18 protein-coding genes and 1 other annotated feature are annotated in these 22,709 nt (G+C 44.4%); of the genes, 7 read left to right on the forward strand and 11 right to left on the reverse strand.

Features of this window, described 5'->3' with window-relative positions:
* Positions 1-24: 24 nt before the first annotated feature.
* Positions 25-744: a two-component system response regulator BtsR gene (gene btsR, locus EJ063_RS14625; RefSeq protein ID WP_126575097.1), complete on the reverse strand. Its 720-nt coding sequence runs from the start codon at positions 742-744 to the stop codon at positions 25-27.
* Positions 745-753: 9 nt separating this feature from the next.
* Entirely contained in the window at positions 754-2,430 is a 1,677-nt protein-coding gene (locus tag EJ063_RS14630; protein ID WP_126575098.1) for a sensor histidine kinase, read from the reverse strand.
* Positions 2,431-2,667: 237 nt separating this feature from the next.
* Here EJ063_RS14630 and EJ063_RS14635 point away from each other — a divergent pair, with 237 nt between their 5' ends.
* Together EJ063_RS14635 and tyrA are read left to right on the forward strand one after the other, a co-directional pair.
* A complete protein-coding gene (locus tag EJ063_RS14635; protein WP_126575099.1) occupies positions 2,668-3,741 on the forward strand; it encodes a 3-deoxy-7-phosphoheptulonate synthase in 1,074 nt (357 codons plus the stop codon).
* Between the two features lie 22 nt (positions 3,742-3,763).
* A complete protein-coding gene (gene tyrA, locus EJ063_RS14640) occupies positions 3,764-4,891 on the forward strand; it encodes a bifunctional chorismate mutase/prephenate dehydrogenase (protein ID WP_126575100.1) in 1,128 nt (375 codons plus the stop codon).
* 56 nt (positions 4,892-4,947) lie between these two features.
* Here tyrA and EJ063_RS14645 read toward each other — a convergent pair whose 3' ends face one another.
* The 3 genes from EJ063_RS14645 to ettA form a co-directional block, all read right to left on the reverse strand.
* The gene (locus tag EJ063_RS14645; RefSeq protein ID WP_126575101.1) at positions 4,948-5,961 is read right to left on the reverse strand and encodes a M23 family metallopeptidase; all 1,014 of its coding nucleotides are present in this window, start codon (positions 5,959-5,961) and stop codon (positions 4,948-4,950) included.
* A gap of 11 nt (positions 5,962-5,972) precedes the next feature.
* Positions 5,973-6,344 carry a PilZ domain-containing protein gene (locus EJ063_RS14650; protein WP_126575102.1) on the reverse strand — a complete coding sequence of 124 codons (372 nt, stop codon included), beginning with the start codon at positions 6,342-6,344 and terminating at the stop codon, positions 5,973-5,975.
* Positions 6,345-6,508: 164 nt separating this feature from the next.
* On the reverse strand, positions 6,509-8,176 hold the full coding sequence (gene ettA / locus EJ063_RS14655) for an energy-dependent translational throttle protein EttA (RefSeq protein ID WP_126575103.1): 1,668 nt from the start codon (positions 8,174-8,176) through the stop codon (positions 6,509-6,511).
* Between the two features lie 257 nt (positions 8,177-8,433).
* Between ettA and sltY the strand changes: the two genes are divergently transcribed.
* Positions 8,434-10,389, forward strand: a complete 1,956-nt coding sequence (gene sltY, locus EJ063_RS14660; protein ID WP_126575104.1) for a murein transglycosylase — start codon at positions 8,434-8,436, stop codon at positions 10,387-10,389.
* Positions 10,390-10,402: 13 nt separating this feature from the next.
* Positions 10,403-10,696 (forward strand): trp operon repressor, encoded by a 294-nt coding sequence (gene trpR, locus EJ063_RS14665; RefSeq protein ID WP_126575105.1) that lies wholly within the window; start codon positions 10,403-10,405, stop codon positions 10,694-10,696.
* A 54-nt stretch (positions 10,697-10,750) separates the two neighbouring features.
* On the opposite strand, the gene yjjX is transcribed toward trpR, so the two are convergent.
* From yjjX to EJ063_RS14695, 6 genes are all read right to left on the reverse strand, one after another.
* The gene (gene yjjX, locus EJ063_RS14670) at positions 10,751-11,284 is read right to left on the reverse strand and encodes an inosine/xanthosine triphosphatase (protein WP_126575106.1); all 534 of its coding nucleotides are present in this window, start codon (positions 11,282-11,284) and stop codon (positions 10,751-10,753) included.
* Positions 11,250-13,595, reverse strand: coding sequence for a putative bifunctional diguanylate cyclase/phosphodiesterase (locus EJ063_RS14675; protein WP_126575107.1), 2,346 nt, complete (start codon positions 13,593-13,595; stop codon positions 11,250-11,252). The genes yjjX and EJ063_RS14675 overlap by 35 nt, the downstream gene beginning before the upstream one ends.
* Entirely contained in the window at positions 13,579-14,613 is a 1,035-nt protein-coding gene (locus EJ063_RS14680; protein WP_126575108.1) for a polyamine ABC transporter substrate-binding protein, read from the reverse strand. The genes EJ063_RS14675 and EJ063_RS14680 overlap by 17 nt, the downstream gene beginning before the upstream one ends.
* A gap of 166 nt (positions 14,614-14,779) precedes the next feature.
* Positions 14,780-15,958: a prephenate dehydratase gene (gene pheA / locus EJ063_RS14685; protein WP_126575109.1), complete on the reverse strand. Its 1,179-nt coding sequence runs from the start codon at positions 15,956-15,958 to the stop codon at positions 14,780-14,782.
* A gap of 13 nt (positions 15,959-15,971) precedes the next feature.
* Positions 15,972-16,091 (reverse strand) — a sequence feature (Phe leader region).
* Positions 16,092-16,208: 117 nt separating this feature from the next.
* On the reverse strand, positions 16,209-16,535 hold the full coding sequence (gene hpf / locus EJ063_RS14690) for a ribosome hibernation-promoting factor, HPF/YfiA family (protein ID WP_126575110.1): 327 nt from the start codon (positions 16,533-16,535) through the stop codon (positions 16,209-16,211).
* Positions 16,536-16,996: 461 nt separating this feature from the next.
* A complete protein-coding gene (locus EJ063_RS14695) occupies positions 16,997-17,722 on the reverse strand; it encodes an outer membrane protein assembly factor BamD (protein WP_126575111.1) in 726 nt (241 codons plus the stop codon).
* Positions 17,723-17,856: 134 nt separating this feature from the next.
* On the opposite strand from EJ063_RS14695, the gene rluD reads away from it, so the two are divergent.
* The 3 genes from rluD to clpB all read left to right on the forward strand — a co-directional run bounded on the left by rluD (position 17,857) and on the right by clpB (position 22,254).
* A complete protein-coding gene (gene rluD, locus EJ063_RS14700; protein WP_126575112.1) occupies positions 17,857-18,837 on the forward strand; it encodes a 23S rRNA pseudouridine(1911/1915/1917) synthase RluD in 981 nt (326 codons plus the stop codon).
* A gap of 2 nt (positions 18,838-18,839) precedes the next feature.
* Positions 18,840-19,571 (forward strand): peptidoglycan editing factor PgeF, encoded by a 732-nt coding sequence (pgeF, locus tag EJ063_RS14705; protein WP_126575113.1) that lies wholly within the window; start codon positions 18,840-18,842, stop codon positions 19,569-19,571.
* 109 nt (positions 19,572-19,680) lie between these two features.
* Entirely contained in the window at positions 19,681-22,254 is a 2,574-nt protein-coding gene (gene clpB, locus EJ063_RS14710) for an ATP-dependent chaperone ClpB (RefSeq protein WP_126575114.1), read from the forward strand.
* Positions 22,255-22,709: the final 455 nt, after the last annotated feature.

A 22,709-nucleotide genomic window follows, 5' to 3' on the forward strand; every position in this document is an offset into this window, starting at 1 on the left:
TGAGTTGCTCTTTTTCGTTTGGGGTTAGTGGAATCCAATCATCTCTTTGAGCGTTTTGAGGTATCGGCGACTCACAGGTAAAGGGTGATTGCTTAAGGTGACAATCTCAGCCAGCCCATTATCGAGCAGCTTAATTTCTTTGATCGCTTTAATATTGACGAGGTACTGGCGATGACAGCGCACGAGTTGCGTCTTTTCTTCCAGTATTTTGAGCGTTAGCTGGGAATCGGCTTTCTGATCATGTGTTTGAATGTGCACACCGCTGATATCACTGTACGCAAACTCGACATCTTTGCTTGGGATAATCACAATGCGATTTAAACCGATACATGGAATTTGATCTAAGTTTTGTGGCGCAATGGCATCGACTTGAGTTTGGCTGTGACGTTGAGATTTCAGCAACCGAAAGACAGTTTTATTAAGCCGCTCAGGGTCAACAGGTTTCAGCAGGTAGTCAAAAGCGTTATCTTCAAACGCTTGAATGGCAAATTCATCGTAAGCGGTGACAAACACGACTTTGGGCATGGTTTCAGGGTCGAGCATTCCGAGCAGTTCAATGCCGGTTATCTGTGGCATTTGAATATCTAAAAAGACGACATCAGGCTTGAGGCGATTGATTTTCTTTAACCCTTCAATGGCATTGCTAGCATGATCAATAACGTCAATTTCTCCGGTCTCTTCGAGCAACTCGGTTAACTCTTCACGAGCAAATAGTTCATCATCTATAACTAAAGCAGAGAGCATGGGCTTACCTTAATACGTGTTCTCATTGGGAATGATAAAACTCATTCGGGTTAACTGGTTGGCCGTCACTTCAATATTGAGAGCTGCCACACGGCCAAATTTATTGGTCAGTCGTTTATCAACGATTTGCAGTCCTAAACCAGTATGATCAGCTGAGGGGGCGACATAGCTGCCGGAATTATCTTCAACACAAAGCTGTATGCCTGACGCTACAGCTTGGCTGTAAATGCGAATGTGGCCACCTTCAATTAAATTGGAAATACCATGCTTGATGGCATTCTCAACCAAAGGCTGAAGAGTAAAGCTTGGAACATTACGCTTGAGTAGGTGTTCATCAATGTCGATATCGACTTCTAAGCGATCGGTGAATCGCGCTTTCTCAATCGACAGATAGGCATTCACATGGGCTAACTCTTCTTTGAGCGTAACCGTCTCAATATTTTGTTTAAGGTTGCTGCGGAAAAAGTGGGAAAGCTGCTGAATTAACTCGCGAGCTTTGGTTGGGTCACGGCGAACGACGGCACTGATGGTGTTGAGTGCATTAAACAAGAAGTGTGGGTTTACCTGAGCATGCAGCAGTTTGATTTCAGCTTGAGAAAGTAAGGTCTGCTTTTGTTGGTACTCACCAAATAGAATTTGGCTAGATAACAGCTGGGCAATGCCTTCCGCCATCGACATATTAATGGTCGAAAACAGCTTTCTTTTTGGTTCGTAGAGTTTGATGGTACCAATCACCTGATCGCCAGTACGCAGTGGAATGATAAGCGCAGAGCCCAGTTTACATTCGCTAGAGAGGGAGCATTGATAGGGTTTCTCTTTGCCATCAAGGTAGATGATGTCGTTTTTACTGATTGCATCTTGCGTGCTTCGAGACGAAATCGGTGTATTGGGCTTATGATGATCATCGCCAATGCCAACAAACGCCAGAATCTTTTGATCATCGGTTATCGATACAGCGCCAACATTGGTCTCTTCATAGATAATGCGGGCTATCTTCTCGGCATTTTCTGAGTTAAAGCCGGATGCCAATATCCCCACTGAACGCTCTGCGATGTTTAATGCTCGTCGAGAAAAGGTCGCGGAATACTCTTCAAAGATGGTTTTGCGATCTTGAAGAATACTCATAAACAGTCCGGCTCCGACAGAGTTCGCAATGATCATAGGAGCGGCAATAGCGGAGACCAACGCATACGCTTGATCGAATGGTTTGGCGACGATCAAGATGATCGTCATCTGAACAACTTCGGCTACCAAGGTGATGGCGAACACGACACTTGGGCTGAAAAGCTGATCAGATTTATTCTTACGGACAAAATAGACATGAAACAAGCCGCCGATTAAGCCTTCTGCTGTGGTGGAAATCGCACAGGCGAGATCGGTAAAGCCGCCAAGCGTATAGCGATGAAGCCCACCAGTTAGGCCAACAAAGAAACCGACCACAGGGCCGCCAAACAAGCCGCCCATTACCGCACCAATGGCTCGCGTATTAGCAATAGCATCATTGATTTGTAAGCCAAAGTAGGTGCCCATGATGCAAAACAGCGAGAAGAGGATGTAAACGCTGACCTTATGACTGATACGGCTTGAGATATTGAGTAAAGGCAAGAATATCGGTGTCTTGCTGAGCATATAAGCCAGCATTAGGTAGACACACATCTGTTGTAAGAGAGAAAGAATTAGGTCCATATCAATAAACTAAGCGGTGTTTGGTGGTTATTTTAGAAAAGAATGGTGTAATAAAACACGCTTAGTTCACACTTCTACGACGTATTGCCACAAACTTGAATGTGTAAATTTATTTTTACATTGTGTTTTTTTATGTTTACACCTTGAAATCTTATCTCAGGCTGTTATTTTATGGTTATTCCAACCTATCGGATATGGATTATCCTAGGTGTAAGAAATAATATACAGGTTAGAGTTATGCAGAAAAGTGAATTGAGCAATATCAACATCAGCGATGAACAAGTCCTTATCACACCAGATGAGTTAAAAGAGAAGTTACCACTGAGTGATAACGCCCGCCGCTTTATTCAAGAGTCTCGCCAAACGATCGCTGACATCATCCATAAAAAAGATCATCGCTTACTAGTGGTTTGTGGTCCTTGTTCTATTCATGATATTGAGGCAGCGAAGGAATACGCGAAACGTCTTAAAGCACTTTCTGCGCAACTGAGCGATCAACTGTATATTGTTATGCGTGTTTACTTTGAAAAGCCACGTACAACCGTTGGCTGGAAAGGGTTGATCAATGACCCGCATCTTGATGGCACATTTGATATTGAACATGGTCTGCATGTAGGTCGTGAACTGCTGGTGGATCTAGCCGAGATGGAGATCCCCCTAGCCACAGAAGCGCTTGACCCGATAAGTCCGCAATACTTAGCCGATACTTTCAGCTGGGCAGCAATTGGTGCTCGTACAACGGAGTCACAGACTCACCGTGAAATGGCAAGTGGTCTTTCAATGCCAATCGGTTTTAAGAATGGTACAGATGGCAATTTAGGAACCGCGATTAATGCGATGCAAGCCGCTTCTTCAAGCCACCGTTTCATGGGTATTAACCGTGAAGGCCAGGTTGCTCTTCTAACAACTCAAGGTAACCCTAACGGCCATGTGATTCTCCGTGGTGGTAAGCAGACGAACTACGATTCGGTTTCTGTCACTGAGTGTGAGCAAGATATGGCGAAACATGGCTTAGATGCATCACTCATGGTCGATTGTAGCCATGCAAACTCACGTAAAGATTTCCGCCGTCAGCCGTTGGTTGCGGAAGACGTTATCCATCAAATCCGTGAAGGCAATAAGTCGATTATTGGTCTGATGATCGAGAGTCATATCAATGAAGGTAACCAGTCTTCTGATATTCCGTTAAGTGAAATGCAATATGGCGTATCTATTACCGATGCGTGTATCAATTGGGATACAACTGAGGCACTATTACGTCATGCACATGAAGAGCTAGTTCCTTTCCTAGAAGATCGTTTGAAAGGCTAAAGCAAGAGCACAAGGAATATCAATGGCAGTTGAACTGAACGAGTTGCGTGATCAAATTGACGCAGTAGACAAACAGATTCTCGATTTACTGGCACAGCGTCTTTCTTTGGTAGAGAAAGTCGGTGAAGTAAAGAGTGAGCATGGTTTACCGATCTATGCTCCAGACCGTGAAGCGGCAATGCTGGCTTCTCGCCGTCAAGAGGCAGAGAAGAAAGGCGTTCCCCCACAGCTAATCGAAGACATTCTACGTCGTACTATGCGTGAGTCTTACGCGAGTGAAAAAGACTCAGGCTTTAAGTGTCTGAACCCTGAACTTCGCTCGGTGGTGATTGTTGGTGGTAATGGTCAGCTAGGTAGCTTGTTCGGTCGTATGTTTAAGCTGTCGGGATACGATGTCAAAGTGCTTGGCAGTAAAGACTGGGATCAGGCCGATGATATTCTGGCTGATGCTGGCATGGTAGTGGTTACCGTTCCAATTCACCTCACCGAAGGGGTCATTGAGAAGCTAGGTAATCTGCCAAAAGATTGTATCTTGTGTGATTTAACATCGATTAAGTCGAAACCCCTGCAAGCGATGATGAACGTCCACCAAGGCCCAGTTGTTGGCTTACACCCAATGTTTGGCCCAGACGTCCCAAGTTTGGCAAAACAGGTGATCGTTTACTGTGATGGTCGTGGTGAAGAGAATTACCAATGGTTATTGAAGCAGTTCTCTATTTGGGGCGCAAGCCTTTGCCAGATTGATGCCGGTGAGCATGACCACGGTATGACACTGATTCAGGCGCTGCGTCACTTTACTTCGTTTGCTTACGGCCTGCACTTAAGTCGTGAGAACCCGAACATTGATAAACTGCTTCAATTGAGTTCTCCAATTTACCGTCTAGAGCTGGCTATGGTAGGCCGCTTATTTGGTCAAGACCCGAACTTATACGGTGACATCATTCTTTCTTCAGATGAAAATATTGCAATGATCAAACGTTTCCATCGCTGTTTCGGAGAAGCACTAGACATTCTCGATGGCAAAGATAAGCAAGCGTTTGTGGAAAGCTTTGATAAAGTGAGTGATTGGTTTGGTGATTACTCTAAGCAGTTCTTAGATGAAAGTCAGAACTTGCTAAAACAGGCGAACGACTCGATTCATCGTGGTTAATTGAATCAACCAATAAAAAGAGCGACCAAGTGGGTCGCTCTTTCTATTTATTCCGTTTACTGAACCGAGATATTTTCTTTCGATTGTTCAGTCTCATTCTTCACCGTACTGACAGAACTGTCTTGGTAAGGATTGTTGGTCAGGTTAACCTGTAAACGAACCGTGTCATCAATCAACTTCACCAAGGGTGCCCATTTCACCTTTTTCTCTTTCTCGAATAGGTAATTGAAGTTCTCTGGTGTCCAATCCATCGTGTACTGAGGATTAAGTGCACGGCCTAAGAAACGTACTTCATAATGCAAGTGAGGACCGGTCGAATTGCCCGAGTTACCGCACGTTGCGATCAGATCGCCTTTGCTAACAAATTGACCACTACGGACTTTAAACTTCTGCAGGTGAGCGTAAGAACTCATGAAACCAAATGAGTGACGCAGCGTTAAGAAATTGCCAAACCCTTTCGAACTTGGTCGAACCGTTTCAATGACACCATCCGCTGGAGCATAGATTTCTTCACCACGCTTACACGTCAGATCGATACCTGTGTGGGTATGACGCTTACCGGTAATTGGGTTAGTGCGGCGACCATACGATGATGAGACGCGTAAATAGTTTAATGGTGAGTCATTAGGGATCATGCGGAACATAGTCGCACGAACGGCTGAGTCAATAGCCGCGGCATCGAGGCGGTTTTCTAGATTCGTTTCGTCTGCAGTGCTTTCGTTGGCTAAGCCAAGTACTGACTCTACATCATAAACACGCTGACCTAAGATCGTAATTTGGTCGCGTTTCGCTTCCAGCTCTTGAGAAAGGTTGTGCGTCTCTTGGACCTGCTCTTGATACAACAGTTCTAAAGACTGTGCTTGCTCTTGCGCCGCTTGCAGTTGGTTTGTTAACTGAACGATTTCTCGCTTAGACTGAGTGTCTTGTTGCCAACTGTAGTAGCCATAGCCAGCAGCAGCTGAGGCTAAGCCAGTGGTAGACAATAGGGAAAGTAACAGTGTCTTTCTGGAGACATGAAAGCTTTGTACCCCTGAGGCTGAAGGGATAGCAATAGTAATTTTTTTCGACATAACTCGCTAGGTTAGGTGTATTCACCTAAATCAGATAAGTGTTCGATGTCTCTGTGTAGCAGCTCATCGTCACCAACATTTAATTCAACCAATCGCTTTAGATGTCCGATACTCTCAATATCAATATGATCAATACTCAGACGAATCACATTGTTATTCAGTCCAACGATGTTCCCTACAAGTTGGATCGTGACATCACTTCCTGAAAGCGAAAATTCCACATTGACTTGCTTATCACGATCGAGGCGTTCTGACTGTTCACAGGTGGCGAGCATTCCATGTAAAGAAAGGTCGCTAACTAAGGCGGTTACCTCAGTGGAGTCTTGTGTCAGTGCAGCCTGAGCTTGATAGACAATTCGAGAAAAACGGCGGCGTTCAATCATAATACTCTCTCTTCATTCTGACTCAGAAGGGTAACAAAATTACAGAGGCGACTATGCGTGCTCGTTCGCATTCTTCAAGTTTATCAATACGAAGTTTTCCGTATTGAGATCGATATAATAAAGGCCGCTAATGTTAGCGGCCTTTGCACGAATATCAAGCAGTATTATTTAGCAATACGCTTGTACTTGATGCGATGAGGTTCCGCAGCCTCTGGACCCAGTGTCTTCTTCAACCATTCCATGTATTCAGTATAGTTGCCTTCGTAGAAGTTAACCTGGCCTTCATCACGGTAGTCGATGATGTGCGTTGCGATACGGTCTAGGAACCAACGGTCGTGCGAGATAACCATGGCACAACCTGGGAACTCTAGAAGTGCTTCTTCTAGTGCACGTAGTGTTTCTACGTCAAGGTCGTTGGTAGGTTCATCGAGTAGCAGTACGTTGCCGCCTGTTTTAAGAAGCTTAGCAAGGTGTACACGGTTACGCTCACCACCAGACAGTTCACCGATGATCTTCTGTTGGTCTGAGCCTTTGAAGTTAAAGCGTGAACAGTAGGCACGAGCCGGGATTTCAAAGTTGTTGATCTTGATGATATCAGCGCCTTCAGAAATCTCTTGGTAAACCGTCTTAGTGTCATCCATAGAGTCACGGAACTGATCCACAGAAGCCAGTTTAACCGTGTCACCCATATCGATCGTACCAGTATCAGGTTGCTCCGTGCCACTTAGCATCTTGAACAGCGTTGATTTACCTGCACCGTTGGCACCGATGATACCGACGATAGCACCTTTAGGCATGCTGAATGATAGATCATCAATCAGTACACGACCGTCAAATGACTTAGTTAGGTTATTGACTTCGATAACCTTGTCACCTAGACGCTCACCTGGTGGGATAAACAGTTCGTTGGTCTCGTTACGCTTCTGACGATCGCCGCTTTGCAGTTCTTCAAAACGAGCCATACGCGCTTTAGATTTAGACTGACGACCTTTCGGGTTTTGACGAACCCATTCCAGTTCTTTCTCGATAGTCTTTTGACGCGCTTTCTCTTGTGATGCTTCCTGTTGTAGACGCGCATCTTTCTGCTCTAGCCAAGAAGTGTAGTTGCCTTCCCATGGAATACCTTCACCACGGTCAAGTTCTAGAATCCAGCCTGCAGCGTTATCTAAGAAGTAACGGTCGTGGGTGATAGCAACAACGGTACCAGTGTAATCAACAAGGAAGCGCTCAAGCCATGCAACTGATTCTGCATCCAAGTGGTTGGTTGGTTCGTCAAGCAGCAGCATGTCTGGCTTAGAAAGAAGAAGACGACAGATAGCAACACGACGACGCTCACCACCTGATAGGTGTTCGATCTTCTGGTCCCATTCTGGTAAACGAAGCGCATCAGCGGCACGCTCCAGAGCGTTCTCAAGGTTATGGCCTTCTTTCGCTTGGATAAGCGCTTCAAGTTCACCTTGTTCTTTTGCTAGCGCATCAAAGTCTGCATCTGGTTCAGCGTATGCTGCGTATACTTCATCAAGACGCTTCATCGCACCCGCAACGTCAGACACTGCTTCTTCAACGATTTCACGAACGGTTTTAGATTCATCCAGCACTGGTTCCTGAGGTAGGTAGCCTACGTTCAGACCTGGTTGTGGGCGAGCTTCACCATCAATATCAGTATCAATGCCTGCCATGATGCGTAGTAGTGTCGATTTACCCGCACCGTTTAGACCCAAGACACCGATTTTTGCGCCAGGGAAGAAACTTAGAGAGATGTCTTTAAGAATTTGTCGCTTTGGTGGCACAACTTTGCTCACGCGCGACATGGTATATACGTATTCAGCCATTGCCGATCGTTCCTAAATAATCAATTTACGAAAGTTGTTATTTTATACTAAGAGCGCCCGCTTTGTTACTAGAGAAAACAAAGGCATGGTTGTTAAGAGGTTTTAATGATGTTTTAGTAGGCAATTATTGGCATAAAGTCCGCGGACTGTCACAGTTACGTGAATTTATTAATATTTACATCTCGGAGCTTTACAGCGCTGATTACAATGAGTCTTAATAAGGAATTCACTCGCAATACCCTCAGGATGAGACGGTTATGAATCTGACTTTTTCTAAGTCGCTGCTTCGCATTTCTTCATCGATTTCTTTAGTTTCAACGATGACTTGCAGCGCACTTTTGGCTACATCCGCGGTAGCCGCAGATCTACAAACTCAACGGGATATTTACGACCAAGCTCAAAAGCTTCTGGATGCGAAAAATGTCGCCGAATATCAAAAAATACGTCCACAAATTTCACACTATCCTCTGACTCCCTATGTCGATTATCGCAGCTTCTTAGTCGATTTAGATCAGCGCTCTCCTAAAGAGGTCGAGACGTTTATTAAAGAAAATGCGTCCTTTCCGTTTAGTAACCGAATGCGTGCACCTTACATCAGCCAATTGGCGATGAATAAGGATTGGAAGACCTTGTTAGAGTTCCAAACCGTCGAACCAAGAGGCGAAGTGTATCAGTGCCATTACTATCATGCGCATGCATTAGTAGGGGACAAAAAACTTGCTTATCAAGGCGCGGAGAAATTATGGCTGTCTGGCAAAAGTATTGATGATGCGTGTGACCCATTGTTTGAAAAGTGGGATAAAGCAGGGTTGAAAACGGATCCGCTGATCTTAGATCGAATGGTGCTAGCGTTTGAATCTAGAAATGGCCGTTTAATGAAGTATCTGCAAAAGCAGCTATCAACAAGCCAAGCAAAGGCCCAAGCTCAAGATATGCTGAACTTATTCAATCGCCCTGAGGATGTCGCTAAGTTTGCGCGTAAGCAAAGCAAGAGTGACTTCAATCGACAGCAAAGCTACCTTGCATTGCAAAAGCTCGCTCGCAAAGATGTTGAACAAGCCCAACAAGCTTATGCTCAAGTCATCAAAGGACAGGGCTTTGACAAGGCAAAAGAACAAAAGCTCGCTGACTATATTTCTTTTCGTTTGATTAATACCGATTCGTCTTCACTGGCTAAATGGCGCGATTCAAAAATTGCGTCTTCATCTAGCACTGTATTGATTGAACGTCGCGCTCGTTTAGCGATTCAACAAGCGGATTGGAAAGGTTTAGCTACTTGGATTAATAAGTTGCCAGAGACCTCTCGTGAAAGCTTGCGTTGGCAGTATTGGCTCGGTCGAAGTGAGTTAGCCCTTGGTGAGCGAAAACAAGGCCATCAGCGTATGGAGTCTTTGGTTGGACAGCGAAATTTCTACAGCGTTGCGGCGGCCAAAGAGTTAAAACGTTCTATCAATTACCCAACATCTGAAATTGCTTTAGATAAATCGCAAGTGAAACCTTTTAACACCGAGCTTATCCGCATCGAAGAGTTGATCGACAGAGATAAAATTGCCGCCGCGAAAAGTGAGTGGAACTGGTTACTGAGGAGAGCGGATAGCCAGCAAAAAGAGATGCTTGCCGCGTTTGCTTCGTTTAAAGGGTGGCATCACTTAACGGTGACAGCGAGCATCAAAGCAAAAATGTGGGATAACCTGCATGTTCGCTTTCCTGTAGCACACCGCTGGTGGTTCGATTTCTATGCTGATAAGCACAGTATCGACCCTATTACTTTGATGTCTCTAGCGAGGCAAGAAAGTGCACTGGATATTGAAGCGCAATCACCAGTCGGGGCGAGAGGCATTATGCAAATCATGCCTGCGACAGCAAAGTACACGGCTAAAAAATACAAGCTGACTTACCAAGGCGCGCAAGATCTGTATGAAGTCGGTAAGAACATCGAAATTGGCAGTCACTACCTTGATGGCCTGCTCGAGCAATACGATAACAATCGAATTTTTGCGTTAGCTGCGTATAATGCAGGGCCCCATCGTGTAAAAACTTGGCGTGGACGTACCCAAGGAAAACTGGACGCTTATGCGTTTATTGAAGCAATCCCATTTAAAGAAACACGAGGGTATGTGCAAAATATCCTGATGTTTGAAACTTATTACCGAGACCTACTTGGTGTGGATGGGGCTTTTTTAAACCCGCATGAGGTCGATACGAAATACTAGCGAGCCAATATAGATGTCATTAGAGCCAGAATATAAAGAGTGGCAACAGATCTTAGATTTGATCAGTGAGAGCGCAGAATCAAAGCAGCATGAGATGTTATTGACGATGCTGCTTACTCCAGATGAGCGTGAAGCACTGGTCGCCCGAGTGAATATCTTCAGAGAGCTATTAAAAGGGGATTTATCGCAAAGGCAGATCAGTCAAATGCTTGGAGTCGGCATTGCGACAATTACTCGCGGTTCTAATGAACTTAAATCTAAAAGTAACGATGAAAAGCAGCAGATTGCTCAGTTACTAGAAAAATAAAAAGAGAGGTGCTAAATCGCACCTCTCTTTTTTTGTTTTGATTTAGAGACCTAGCTATAGGTTCGCTGGAAAGTGCTCATGATTGACAAATGGGATCAGCGCTAGAATTAATGCTTGGTGATATACAGAACTGCGTGTAAGCAAGTCGTGCGTTAGCAAGCTAATTGCCCCGCCTTTCTGTTTGATGTTCTCTGTCCCAAAGACTTCATCCATCACATCGCCGAGCTCGTTGGCATATTTGAGTTTTTCAATGACAACAGGTGGCAGCATTAAGCTTGCTGAGCGGGATTCTCCGCGCTTATCGGTGGATTCAATGACCATCCAGGCAAAAGTTACGTTCCCTTCAATACCGGCTTCTAGCCCGACATAGAAATCAGCGCTGTTATCGGCTGACTTTGCATTAGTAACACGGTTGAGCGCACCCAAATGAGTTTCATCATTCGTCATCGGCTGATCGGCCACGCCACTTGCCACATTTAAGCCGACAAACTCAAAGGTTTCATTTGGGAATGAGGCTTCAAATGCACTTTTTACGGCATTAATTTTGGCTGGATTAAGCGAAGCGACAATAACCTTCTTGTTCGACATCGAAATTTCCTTTCTGGGCTTTAGGGTCATACTTCAATTGAGTCAAAGTGAGCGGTGGTGATAAGTGATAGCCCTGCATTAAATCACATTTGTTTTCCGCTAACCAAAGGTGCATATCTTCAGACTCAATGCCTTCTGCGGTCACCATCATAGATTGAGAATGACAAAGGTCAACGAGTGGTTTGACGACTTGGTGGTTGTTGGTCTTGATTAATGTTTCTAAAAACTCGCGATCAAACTTAATTTTTTGTACCGGATATTCTACCAATTGAGTGATAGAGGTATAGCCAGAACCAAAGTCATCAATGGTCAGTTTAAAGCCCATTTCTGAAAGCTCATGCAGTAGCAGGTAACTCTGACTGTCTGAAGCAAATGTCTCGGTGATCTCGAAGTCAATCAGGTGAGGTGTGATTGGGTAACGCTCCATGAGCACTTGTATATCACTGGCGAGTTGAACGGAATCCAGTTCTGCGGAGGATAGGTTAATCGACACATTGAGTGGGTGGTCGAAACACTCTTGCAGCTTCTTAAAATCTTTAAAGGCTTGTTTAATAACCCAACGATCAATGGTGCCAAACAGTCCGATTTGTTCAGAAATAGGAATAAATTCACTCGGAGTGACCTTACCTAAGTTTGGCGAGTCCCAGCGCAATAGAGCTTCAACACCTTTTACGTGTTGGCCTGTACGATCAAAGTAAGGTTGGTAGAGCAGGGTAAACTCATTTTCTAAATCGCCATTGCGCAGTGCACGTTCAACCTGGGTACGACGACGGACCACTTCATCTAATTCCTTTGAATAGTGAGCTATTTGATTTTTACCCGCGCGCTTAGCTTGATACATTGCGGTGTCAGCATGAGAAAGAAGTTTCGCGAGATCCATGCCGTCGTCAGGGTAAGAGGCGATACCGATACTCGCTGTCACGGGAAAGCTACCAAAAGAAGCATTGGCATTATTCTGAATAGGGTCGAGCACTTTACACGCTAAGCTCTCCGCGAACTGTCCGTGATACTGTGAGGCCAAGAAAATGGCAAATTCGTCACCAGACAGGCGGGAAGCTAAACATTTGATGCCATGCCGCTGTTCCCACTCTTTACTGATGGTCTGAATATGATTGGCAAAGTTGACTAAAAGTGAGTCCCCGACATGGTGGCCATACTTGTCGTTCACGTATTTGAAGTTATCGAGGTCAATATAAAGAATCCACGCATGTTTATGCGCCACCTTATTTGCTAATGCGCGTTCGACATAAACCTGAAATTGGTAGCGATTAGCAAGTTGAGTGAGGTGATCATTCTCTGCCATCGCTTTGGTCTTTTGGTAGCTAGAGTTGAGCTCTTTGTACATATCGTAAAAACGAGCGGAAAGACGGCCAATTTCGTTGTCGTTATCGAGTTTTTCGATGTTGCTACGTTTTTGCATTTCGACATCTTTAAGCTGTCGATCAAGATGAGTGATTGGTTTTATCACATGACGATAGAGCAAAAACAGCAAGATCATCACGGTAACAAGTGACGAGGCACCAAAAGAAAGGATTAAGCGCTGTTCAATTTTGGCGAGCTTTTTCGTCGTGAGGTATTGAGCAGGATCTAAGATTGCGTGTAGGCCGGGCTTGAGCTCTACCGACTGAGCAAGCCCTGATTTAATGACGGGTTCAGCTGAAAAGAAAATGCTGCTGTCGTTATCAAACTCTAAAATGTGTTTGAGCTGATCGAACTTCTCTAAGGAAAGTGAAACAACGATGAAGAAAACTTGGTCTTTATTGTAGCTGAGTGGCGAATCCAACGTACTTTTATCAATCACATCATAGCGGATCAAAATGCTTTGCCCCTGATAACTACGAGCAAAACCAGTATGACTGGTGTCCCCTGTGCGTTGGTAAATATGATTTACATACTTCAACACATTGGCATCTAAGCTTGAAAAAGGATCCGTTTGATTATCTGCATAGAATTTGACCTTATGGTCACCATCAATGATTGCGACAGCAATGTCATCCTGTGTATTGGACTGCAGGTTTTCGATGGTTGTTTGCAAGTTGCCAATCAGCTTCATTTCTCGATATGGATTCTCAGGTTGGCCGAAATAATTCCGTACCATATCGCTTTTGGTCAGAGTGAGAGAGTAGCTATTGATGAGTGCCAGTGATTGTCGGAAGTGGCCAGCCAGCTTTTCCATAGAAAGTTGTAAATAGCTGTTCTCTCGTTTGATTAAGGCATCTTTCTGATTGATGTAAATGCTATAGCTTGAGACAGCCGCACTCAACATTATCACGGGCGCAACAAGCAGTAAGACTCTAGTGTTTAGCTTCATGATCTTTTAGTAATCGGTTAATTATCTTTGTTCTAAGGCTGATATTCTCTGCCGAGAGTTGGCTATCTATCTGGGCGTTAGCAAGACGTTCTTGGGATGGGAACAATGATGCATCATTTAGGTACCACTCGGGCAGTAACTTAGTAGCACTTCGATTAGGGGTAGCAGCTTTGATATCAATTGCATTTTTTGCAGCGACTTTTGGATCCATCAGGTAGTTGAGAAAGGCACGAGCTGCCTGTTTATTATCCGAATGCGCACTGACCGCTAAGCAATCCACCCAGAGAAATACTTCGCCTTCAGGGATCACATAGCCCCAGTTATCTTGCCCAAAGTAACGATTCAAGGAGTATTGATCGCCACTGTAAGCTAACGTCATTTGCAGTGTATCGGGATCAGATTGGCTACGTATGTAGCTAAGAATGTATTCGTAGGTGAGTACGTCTTGGTTAAATTCAACCATTGCTGGGTAAGCTTGATGGATCTCTTGAGCGTTTTCTGTTGTTGGTGAAATGCCAAGTGAATAGAAAATGGGCAGGAATGTTTCTACGCTGTCATTGAGCATTCCTACCTTGCCAGATAATTTACGTGGAGGTTTTACAAACTCACTCCAAGTTTTAGGCGGGGTCGCAATGATATCTTTACGGTAAGCCACACCGACGCTGCCCCAAAAATAAGGGACGGCATAGTCACCACAAGTTTGGTTCCACTGCTTATCATTGTGAACTCGATTGCTCAAGGTCGAAAGGTTCTCGAATGTCCCTAATTTGCCATATATCTGAGCTGACACGTTATCGAGAACAACCACATCAAAAGGCAGTTGTATGCTTTTCATCATGAGCTGGCTGCGTTCATCGTCATTATCAAAGTGAGATAATGTAATCGAGTGGCCACTTTTCTGCTCCCACTGAGCACGCACTTGAGGGGAGAGGGTATCTTCCCACATATAGATATTGAGTGCTTGAGCGAGTGATACGGAGCTAGTGAAAAAAAGAAGAGGTAAAAACAGAACTCTCATACTGACTGGTGCTGACCTTTTTGAATAATTCTGAGGTGGACGGCTTATCAGAGTCAGTGGAATGAGCTGACACAACACTAATATGCAAATTAATAACGAAATACTAAGAATATTAATAAATTATGTCAGCTATTTGATTGTATTTATTTGAGCTGTGTGGGTTTATTTATTGCAACTTAATTTGTGTTGGTTTCACATTTTCACTTGGATAACAGCCTAATACTTTCAGATGCTTCGTGATTTTGGTGAGTTCATTGAGAGCCTGTTGCATCTGCTGAGAGTCGAGGTGTGACTCTAAATCGACGTAAAACATCTCTTCCCAAGGGTTCCCCATGATTGGACGAGATTCCAGTTTAGTCATGTTGATACCGTAACGCTGAAGAACTAATAGAGTCTCTACTAGCGAGCCAGCTTGTTGTGAGGTCGACATAATTAGTGTGGTTTTTGCTGGGATCTGAGTTGAGACCTCGACAGGTTTACGAGCCACAATGATAAAGCGGGTATGATTTTCTGTTTGATTTGCAATGTTGCCTTGAATTGGCTGCAGGCCATAAAGCTTGCCGCTGGATGCGTTGCCAATGGCTGCAACATCTGAGCGGTTAAGATCTTTCACTGTACGCATTGCATCAGCGGTGCTGGCGCATGACTCTAATGTGACGCCGTTGAGCTTGCCTAGGAACTCACTGCACTGAGCATGGGGTTGAGGGTGAGAATACAGAGTGGTGATCTCTTCTAAGCGAATATCTGAGGTTGCGACCAAACAGTGCTCAATAGGCAGCGTGAGTTCTCCCACAATATAGAGCGTAGTGTGCTGGAGTAGGTCATAGACTTCGTTGATAGAGCCTGAACTAGTGTTCTCGATTGGCAGTACACCGTAATCAGCGTGGCCTGACTCAACGGTTTGAGTCACCTCTTTAAAGTGACCACAGTTGAGCTCGATAAGCTCAGTGTTCTTACGGCTAAAGTATTCTCGGCTTGCTAAATGAGAGTATGACCCTTTCGAACCCAGGAACGCGACACGAGCCAGTGGTTTACGACTTTGTTCCGGGTTCGCTAGATTTTGTAGATAAGATTGCTGAAGTAGAACCGAGTCTTCAATAATGGTGTGAAACAGCTTAGTGATGTACTGAGCATCAAGATCATATTTTTGATTACCATTGTTAATCAGTTTGACCAACAACTGCTGCTCTCGCTCAGCATCACGGACAGGCTTTGAGGTTTGTACTTTGCTTTTTGCTACTTCAATACTCATCTGGCGACGCTCAGAAAGGAGCTGGAGTAATTGATCATCGAGCTCGTTTAATCGTATGCGTATTTCTTCAAGTGAGTATTTTTGGTTAGTCATCCTAGTGTTCCTCATAAAAAAAGCCTCCCTTTGGGAGGCTTCCTGTTCGTTTTTGACTTATCTTTCGAAAACGAGAGAGCCTCCAAGCCTAGTGGAGAAAAAAGAAGTCAAAAAAGAACAGAGTTGTGTTGTGCATATTCATAGGCTTTGTAGTTAATCTTTAAACACAATAAGCAACCGAGTATTGAGCGTCAAGCAAAAAAATAGCGCCTTTCGGCGCTATTTTTCTGAATCCTCTCAATTTATATTTTTATTCTACTTCTTCTTCTAGCTCAGGTTTCTCTGCACGGCGTGCTTCTGGCTTATGACGTAGTTTGTTTAGCTGACGTTCTAGTTTCTGTTCTACCTCATTAACGGCAGCATATAAATCTTCATGAGTTGCAGATGCAACCAGTTGGCCTTTCGGTACAGTAATAACAGCTTCAAATTTTTTCTGCTTATTTGGCTCTTCGCTGAAACTTGCCTGACAACCGATAATGTCTACTTGCCATTTTTCTAGCTTTTTAAACTTGCTCTCAATGTGAGTGCGGATTGCAGAGGTGATGTCGATGTTCTTGCCAGTGATATTTACTTTCATAGATGTTTTCCTCTGTGTCATCCCTCATGGGTTAACTCCAGATTACTTATCTGTGGCTTTAATAACGTGACTAAGATCACTATTTTGTCGGCGGTTTCTGCAGGTCAATTTAAACGTGATCTATCTCAAAGTGTAAGACGATTATCGACGAAAAAAGCTTGTTAACGGGCAAAAATTCATTAGATTGGGAGAGGTAAGCAACTAAAAATCATCTGTTTTTTAGCGGCTTAATACGACCTAATAAAAATACCTGTCTAGGAATTAAACAGCACGAAAGTGTGAATACAATTCCAAAATCTTTTTCCTTTTATTTCTCCAGACATCTGTGATGTTGACGTCTCGCACTTATTGTTCGTTTTGTCAGTAATTCTTGCGGTTAAAGATAGTTTGATTTGCTCTTTATCGTTAGCCTGAAACAAAAAACGCCTCATGGCGAGGCGTTTTTAAAGCATCAGATAACGTTACTGCGGGTTGAGTTCGATTAACTCTTCAGTACGTTGAATCGCATCTTCCAAATTCAGCTGTTTGTAAGCTTCTAACTGAATATCCAGTGACTTGCGCGCAGCTTCTGTATTTGGGTAAGTCTTTTGCAGCTCTTGCGTGCGGTTAATGGCAGCAATCCAGGCTTCACGTCGTAAGTAAAAGTCAGCCGTTGCTAAGTCATACTCAGCGAGACGGTTTTTCAACGCAAACATACGCTTCTGAGCATCTTCTGCGTATGGGCTGGTTGGGTAACGCTCAAGTAACTTCTTAAAATCAGCAAAAGCCTGTTTCACCGGCTCAGGGTCACGATCGCTTCGGTCAATGTTAAAAAGATCATGCATGAAATTACGATCCTGAGCCATATGCGTAAGACCTCTCATGTATAACACCCAGTCGAGCTTTTCATGAGTTGGATTTAGACGAGTAAAACGTTCGATGGTCGCCAAGCCTAACGCAAGGTCGTCATTTTTGTAGTACGCATAGATAAGATCTAGCTGAACCTGTTCAGAGTACGCACCAAATGGGTAACGAGAATCCAGAGCTTCCAATCGCTCAATGGCTGTTATCCAGCTACCACTTTGAAGCGAAATCTGTGCTTCTGAGTAAAGCTCAGATGGTGGCACGTCTGGAACAATCTCTTCACTGCTAGAGCAGCCAACCAGTACAGATAATGCCAACAAGCCAGATAAAGTATGCTTTTTCATGTCAGGATTCGGTTCCTTGAGATAAATATTTCAGTTGCTGTCGTTACTTTCTAATCAGTAACAGATACAATGTCCAATAGTACATTTTTCCACAGTAGTGACAATTAGTCTCACTGTTTTTAAAAAAGTTCGATATGGCTCAGCAGATCACATTAACAGACACAGTAAAAAGCAGCCAGTTAGGTCAACGTCTAGACCAAGCTGTTGCTGAACTCTTTACCGATTTCTCTCGCTCTCGTATTAAAGAGTGGCTTCTTGATGGCAAAATCCAAGTGGATGGCGAAGTTGTTACTAAACCTCGTATCAAGGTTATGGGCGGTGAAGAGATCATCCTGCAAGCGGAACTTGAAGATGAAGAACGCTGGGAAGCGCAAGATATCCCTCTAGATATTGTTTTTGAAGATGACGATATCTTGGTGATCAATAAACCGCGCGGATTCGTCGTACACCCAGGAGCAGGGACTCCGGATGGTACAGTGCTAAATGCATTGCTTCATCACTACCCAAGTATCGCTGAAGTACCACGAGCGGGTATCGTGCATCGTCTTGATAAAGACACGACAGGTCTTATGGTGGTAGCGAAGACTGTACCGGCGCAAACGCGTTTAGTACGTGCTCTACAGAAGAAACGTAACTTCGTGCGTGAGTATGAAGCCATCGCGATTGGCCGTATGACGGCTGGTGGACGAGTTGAACAGCCTATTGGTCGACACTCGACGAAGCGTACCTTGATGGCAGTAAGCCCGATGGGTAAGCCCGCAATTACTCACTACCGAGTTGCAGAGCACTTCCGCGAGCATACGCGCATCCGTTTACGTCTAGAAACCGGTCGTACACACCAGATCCGTGTTCACATGTCTTACCTGCAGCATCCTCTGTTAGGTGATACTGCATACGGTGGCCGTGCGCGTATTCCAAGTGGCGCGTCAGAAGAGCTAGCGAACCATATTCGCAGTTTTGATCGTCAAGCGCTTCATGCGGTAATGCTAAGATTTGAACACCCAATTACGGGTGAAGACGTGGAGTTCCACGCTCCTGTGCCTGACGATATGATCGAAATGGCAGAAGCATTGCGTCAAGATACTCAAGAGCACGGCTTAAAAGACGAGTTTTAAGTATGGAACTTATCATCCCTAACTGGCCAGCACGAAGCCGAGTCAAAGCCTTTGCTTCAACTCGATGCGGCGGTGTTTCCCAGAATGTTTACCAAGGTTTGAACCTAGGTACTCATGTTGGGGATGATGTTCAAATCGTCCAAAGAAATCGTCTATTGCTTCAGGAATATGCAGATATGCCTGAAGCACCGATTTGGCTCAATCAAACTCACTCCAATACTGTTCTAGAAGTGAATACCTCCACCGTTGATGTTCTAGATGCGGATGGTACGTTTACTCAAAAGCCTGGTGTGGTTTGTTCTGCTATGACTGCCGATTGCTTACCTGTCTTACTCACCAATGTTGATGGTACACAAGTGGCTGCAGTCCATGCCGGTTGGCGTGGCTTAGCCAATGGCATCGTCGAAAATGCGGTGAAGAAGTTTGACGGTGAAGTGATGGCTTGGATAGGCCCAGCAATTGGTCAAGAAGCCTTTGAAGTCGGTGATGATGTCGTCGAGGCATTTGTGTCTGTTATTCCTGAAGCGCAATACGCTTTTACCCCAAAAAAACAGCAGTCAGGAAAATGGTTCGCCGATATGAACCAGCTGGTCACACAAAGGCTTAATCGCGTTGGTGTGAAGCAGGTTTACTACAGTAATTTATGTACATACCAAGACTCTGAACGCTTTTACTCTTATCGCCGTGATGGGATAACAGGAAGACAAGCGACCTTTATCTGGATTGATTCATAACGTCATTCTTTTGTCTGAGATTGACTCACTCCCCTTGAAAATCCCCCAAAGCGTATCCATCTTTCATACTGATTAAACAATTTTTCTCAGTTGAGGTAGGAAGGTAGGTATGCGTCTCGACAGATTCACTAGCAAATTTCAAATCGCTATATCTGACGCTCAATCACTCGCTTTAGGTCGAGATCATCAATATATCGAGCCGGTTCATTTGATGGTGGCATTAATGGACCAAAATGGTAGTCCAATTCGCCCGTTACTCACTATGTTGAACGTTGATATTACGCATCTGCGTTCGAAGCTAAGTGAAATACTTGACCGTCTACCAAAGGTCAGCGGTATTGGTGGCGACGTTCAGTTGTCTAGCGCCATGGGTACGATGTTTAACCTATGCGACAAAGTTGCTCAAAAACGCCAAGATTCTTACATCTCATCTGAAGTTTTTCTTTTAGCCGCTCTAGAAGATAGAGGACCGCTAGGATCGCTATTGAAAGAGTTAGGCTTAACGGAAGCGAAGTTAACCGAAGCGATTGATAAAGTACGCGGTGGTCAAAAGATTGATGACCCGAATGCTGAAGAGCTTCGCCAAGCCTTAGAAAAGTTCACCATAGATCTGACTGAGCGTGCAGAGCAGGGCAAACTTGATCCTGTTATCGGCCGTGATGATGAGATTCGTCGCACCATTCAAGTTCTCCAGCGCCGAACCAAGAACAACCCTGTGATCATCGGTGAGCCCGGTGTCGGTAAAACTGCGATTGTTGAAGGACTGGCTCAGCGCATTGTTAACAATGAAGTACCTGAAGGTCTGCGTGGCCGCAGAGTTCTATCTCTAGATATGGGCGCGCTGGTGGCGGGAGCTAAATATCGTGGTGAATTTGAAGAGCGTTTGAAATCAGTATTGAATGAGCTGTCTAAAGAAGAAGGCAACATTATTCTCTTCATTGATGAAATTCATACCATGGTTGGTGCTGGTAAAGGTGAAGGCTCTATGGATGCGGGGAATATGCTTAAACCTGCATTGGCGCGTGGTGAGCTGCATTGTGTCGGAGCGACAACGCTCGATGAATACCGTCAATATATAGAAAAAGATCCTGCCCTAGAGCGCCGATTCCAAAAAGTGATTGTGGATGAGCCAAGTGTCGAAGATACGGTTGCCATCTTACGTGGCTTGAAAGAGCGCTACGAACTTCACCATCACGTAGAGATTACCGACCCTGCGATTGTTGCCGCGGCAAGCCTATCTCACCGTTATGTTTCAGACCGTCAGTTACCAGACAAAGCGATTGATCTTATCGATGAAGCGGCTTCGAGCATTCGTATGCAAATCGACTCTAAGCCAGAATCTCTCGATAAATTAGAGCGTAAGATCATTCAGCTCAAAATTGAGCAGCAAGCTTTGACCAATGAACATGATGAAGCGAGTGAAAAACGTCTGACGATCTTAAACGAAGAGTTGCAAGATAAAGAGAGAGCGTTTGCAGAACTCGAAGAAGTGTGGAATGCAGAAAAAGCAGCGCTTTCTGGTACTCAACATATCAAAGGTGAACTAGAACAAGCTCGCATGGATATGGAGTTTGCGCGCCGTGCTGGTGATCTAAACCGAATGTCTGAACTGCAATATGGTCGAATCCCTGAGTTGGAAAAGCAATTGGATTTAGCAACTCAAGCTGAAATGCAGGAAATGACGCTACTACGCAATAAAGTGACGGACAACGAAATTGCCGATGTGCTTTCAAAGCAGACTGGGATTCCGGTATCCAAAATGCTTGAGGCGGAGAAAGAGAAGCTTTTACGCATGGAAGATGTTCTTCACAATCGTGTGATTGGGCAAAAAGAAGCGGTAGAAGTGGTGTCGAATGCGATTCGTCGTAGTCGAGCTGGGCTTTCTGATCCGAATCAGCCAATAGGCTCTTTCTTATTCTTAGGGCCTACAGGTGTGGGCAAAACTGAACTGTGTAAGACACTGGCAAGTTTTATGTTCGATAGTGAAGACGCTATGGTTCGTATCGACATGTCTGAGTTTATGGAGAAACATTCCGTGGCTCGTTTAGTTGGTGCACCTCCTGGCTATGTCGGATACGAAGAAGGTGGCTATTTAACGGAAGCGGTTCGCCGCAAACCGTATTCAGTAATTTTGTTAGATGAAGTCGAGAAAGCTCACCCCGATGTTTTCAATATTTTGTTGCAGGTACTTGATGATGGACGCCTGACGGATGGACAAGGTCGTACTGTTGATTTTCGCAATACGGTTGTGATCATGACGTCCAACTTGGGCTCTGCTCGTATACAAGAAAACTTCGCGACTTTGGATTATCAAGGTATCAAAGAGCAGGTGATGGATGTCGTCAGTAAACACTTCCGTCCTGAGTTCTTAAACCGAGTTGATGAGAGTGTGGTGTTCCATCCACTCGGTCAAGAGCACATCAAGTCAATTGCATCTATTCAATTGGAACGATTATCTAAGCGAATGGAAGAGCGAGGTTACTCGTTAGAGGTCTCTGATAAAGCGCTCAATTTGATTGCTCAAGTTGGTTTTGACCCTGTGTATGGTGCAAGACCACTTAAACGAGCGATTCAGCAAAGCGTAGAAAACCCACTAGCGAAGGCGATACTGGCGGGTAAGGTGATTCCGGAAAAACCAGTAAAGCTGTTAGTGAACAACGACCAGATTATTGCTCACCAGTAAAAGGTAGCTATTTTCTATTGATAAAGGGCCTGAATCAGGCCCTTTTGTGTTGTTTTTGTGCGTTTTGGGTGTTTGTTGACCTGACGAGTCGAAAAGAACGATTTTTTTAGAATTAGGGGTTGTGCTTAGTCAAGAACTCCCTATAATGCGCCTCCGTTGTCACGGGAAACCGAGCTGATTAGCAATGACAATTTGAGACGGTGAAAGTTGTTAACTAACTTTCGAAGAAATAACGAAAAAAGTGTTTGACACTGAAGGTTATCTCGCTAAAATGGCCGTCCGTTTTGAGTAAAGCCCAAAACGAAGTTCTTTAAAAATATAGACCTATCAATCTGTGTGGGCACTCGTTGATGATAATCCAAAGCTTATTTCGATAAGCACAAAGATTTCAATGAACTGAGTGACCAATACAAATAATTACTTTCTTTATAGAGAGGGGTTATTTGGCACAGTCA

The sequence above is a fragment of the Vibrio aquaticus genome (genome assembly GCF_003970385.1).
Lineage (GTDB): Bacteria > Pseudomonadota > Gammaproteobacteria > Enterobacterales > Vibrionaceae > Vibrio > Vibrio aquaticus.

Bases quoted from the DNA above. Each gene is read 5' to 3' on its own strand.
- rluD (WP_126575112.1), top strand. From the start codon at position 17,857: ATGGCTCAGCAGATCACATTAACAGACACAGTAAAAAGCAGCCAGTTA.
- EJ063_RS14650 (WP_126575102.1), bottom strand. From the start codon at position 6,344: ATGATTGAACGCCGCCGTTTTTCTCGAATTGTCTATCAAGCTCAGGCT.
- EJ063_RS14680 (WP_126575108.1), bottom strand. From the start codon at position 14,613: ATGAGAGTTCTGTTTTTACCTCTTCTTTTTTTCACTAGCTCCGTATCA.
- clpB (WP_126575114.1), top strand. From the start codon at position 19,681: ATGCGTCTCGACAGATTCACTAGCAAATTTCAAATCGCTATATCTGAC.
- btsR (WP_126575097.1), bottom strand. From the start codon at position 744: ATGCTCTCTGCTTTAGTTATAGATGATGAACTATTTGCTCGTGAAGAG.
- pgeF (WP_126575113.1), top strand. From the start codon at position 18,840: ATGGAACTTATCATCCCTAACTGGCCAGCACGAAGCCGAGTCAAAGCC.
- EJ063_RS14645 (WP_126575101.1), bottom strand. From the start codon at position 5,961: ATGTCGAAAAAAATTACTATTGCTATCCCTTCAGCCTCAGGGGTACAA.
- EJ063_RS14675 (WP_126575107.1), bottom strand. From the start codon at position 13,595: ATGAAGCTAAACACTAGAGTCTTACTGCTTGTTGCGCCCGTGATAATG.
- EJ063_RS14695 (WP_126575111.1), bottom strand. From the start codon at position 17,722: ATGAAAAAGCATACTTTATCTGGCTTGTTGGCATTATCTGTACTGGTT.
- EJ063_RS14635 (WP_126575099.1), top strand. From the start codon at position 2,668: ATGCAGAAAAGTGAATTGAGCAATATCAACATCAGCGATGAACAAGTC.
- yjjX (WP_126575106.1), bottom strand. From the start codon at position 11,284: ATGTCGAACAAGAAGGTTATTGTCGCTTCGCTTAATCCAGCCAAAATT.
- ettA (WP_126575103.1), bottom strand. From the start codon at position 8,176: ATGGCTGAATACGTATATACCATGTCGCGCGTGAGCAAAGTTGTGCCA.
- tyrA (WP_126575100.1), top strand. From the start codon at position 3,764: ATGGCAGTTGAACTGAACGAGTTGCGTGATCAAATTGACGCAGTAGAC.
- EJ063_RS14630 (WP_126575098.1), bottom strand. From the start codon at position 2,430: ATGGACCTAATTCTTTCTCTCTTACAACAGATGTGTGTCTACCTAATG.
- sltY (WP_126575104.1), top strand. From the start codon at position 8,434: ATGAATCTGACTTTTTCTAAGTCGCTGCTTCGCATTTCTTCATCGATT.
- hpf (WP_126575110.1), bottom strand. From the start codon at position 16,535: ATGAAAGTAAATATCACTGGCAAGAACATCGACATCACCTCTGCAATC.
- pheA (WP_126575109.1), bottom strand. From the start codon at position 15,958: ATGACTAACCAAAAATACTCACTTGAAGAAATACGCATACGATTAAAC.
- trpR (WP_126575105.1), top strand. From the start codon at position 10,403: ATGTCATTAGAGCCAGAATATAAAGAGTGGCAACAGATCTTAGATTTG.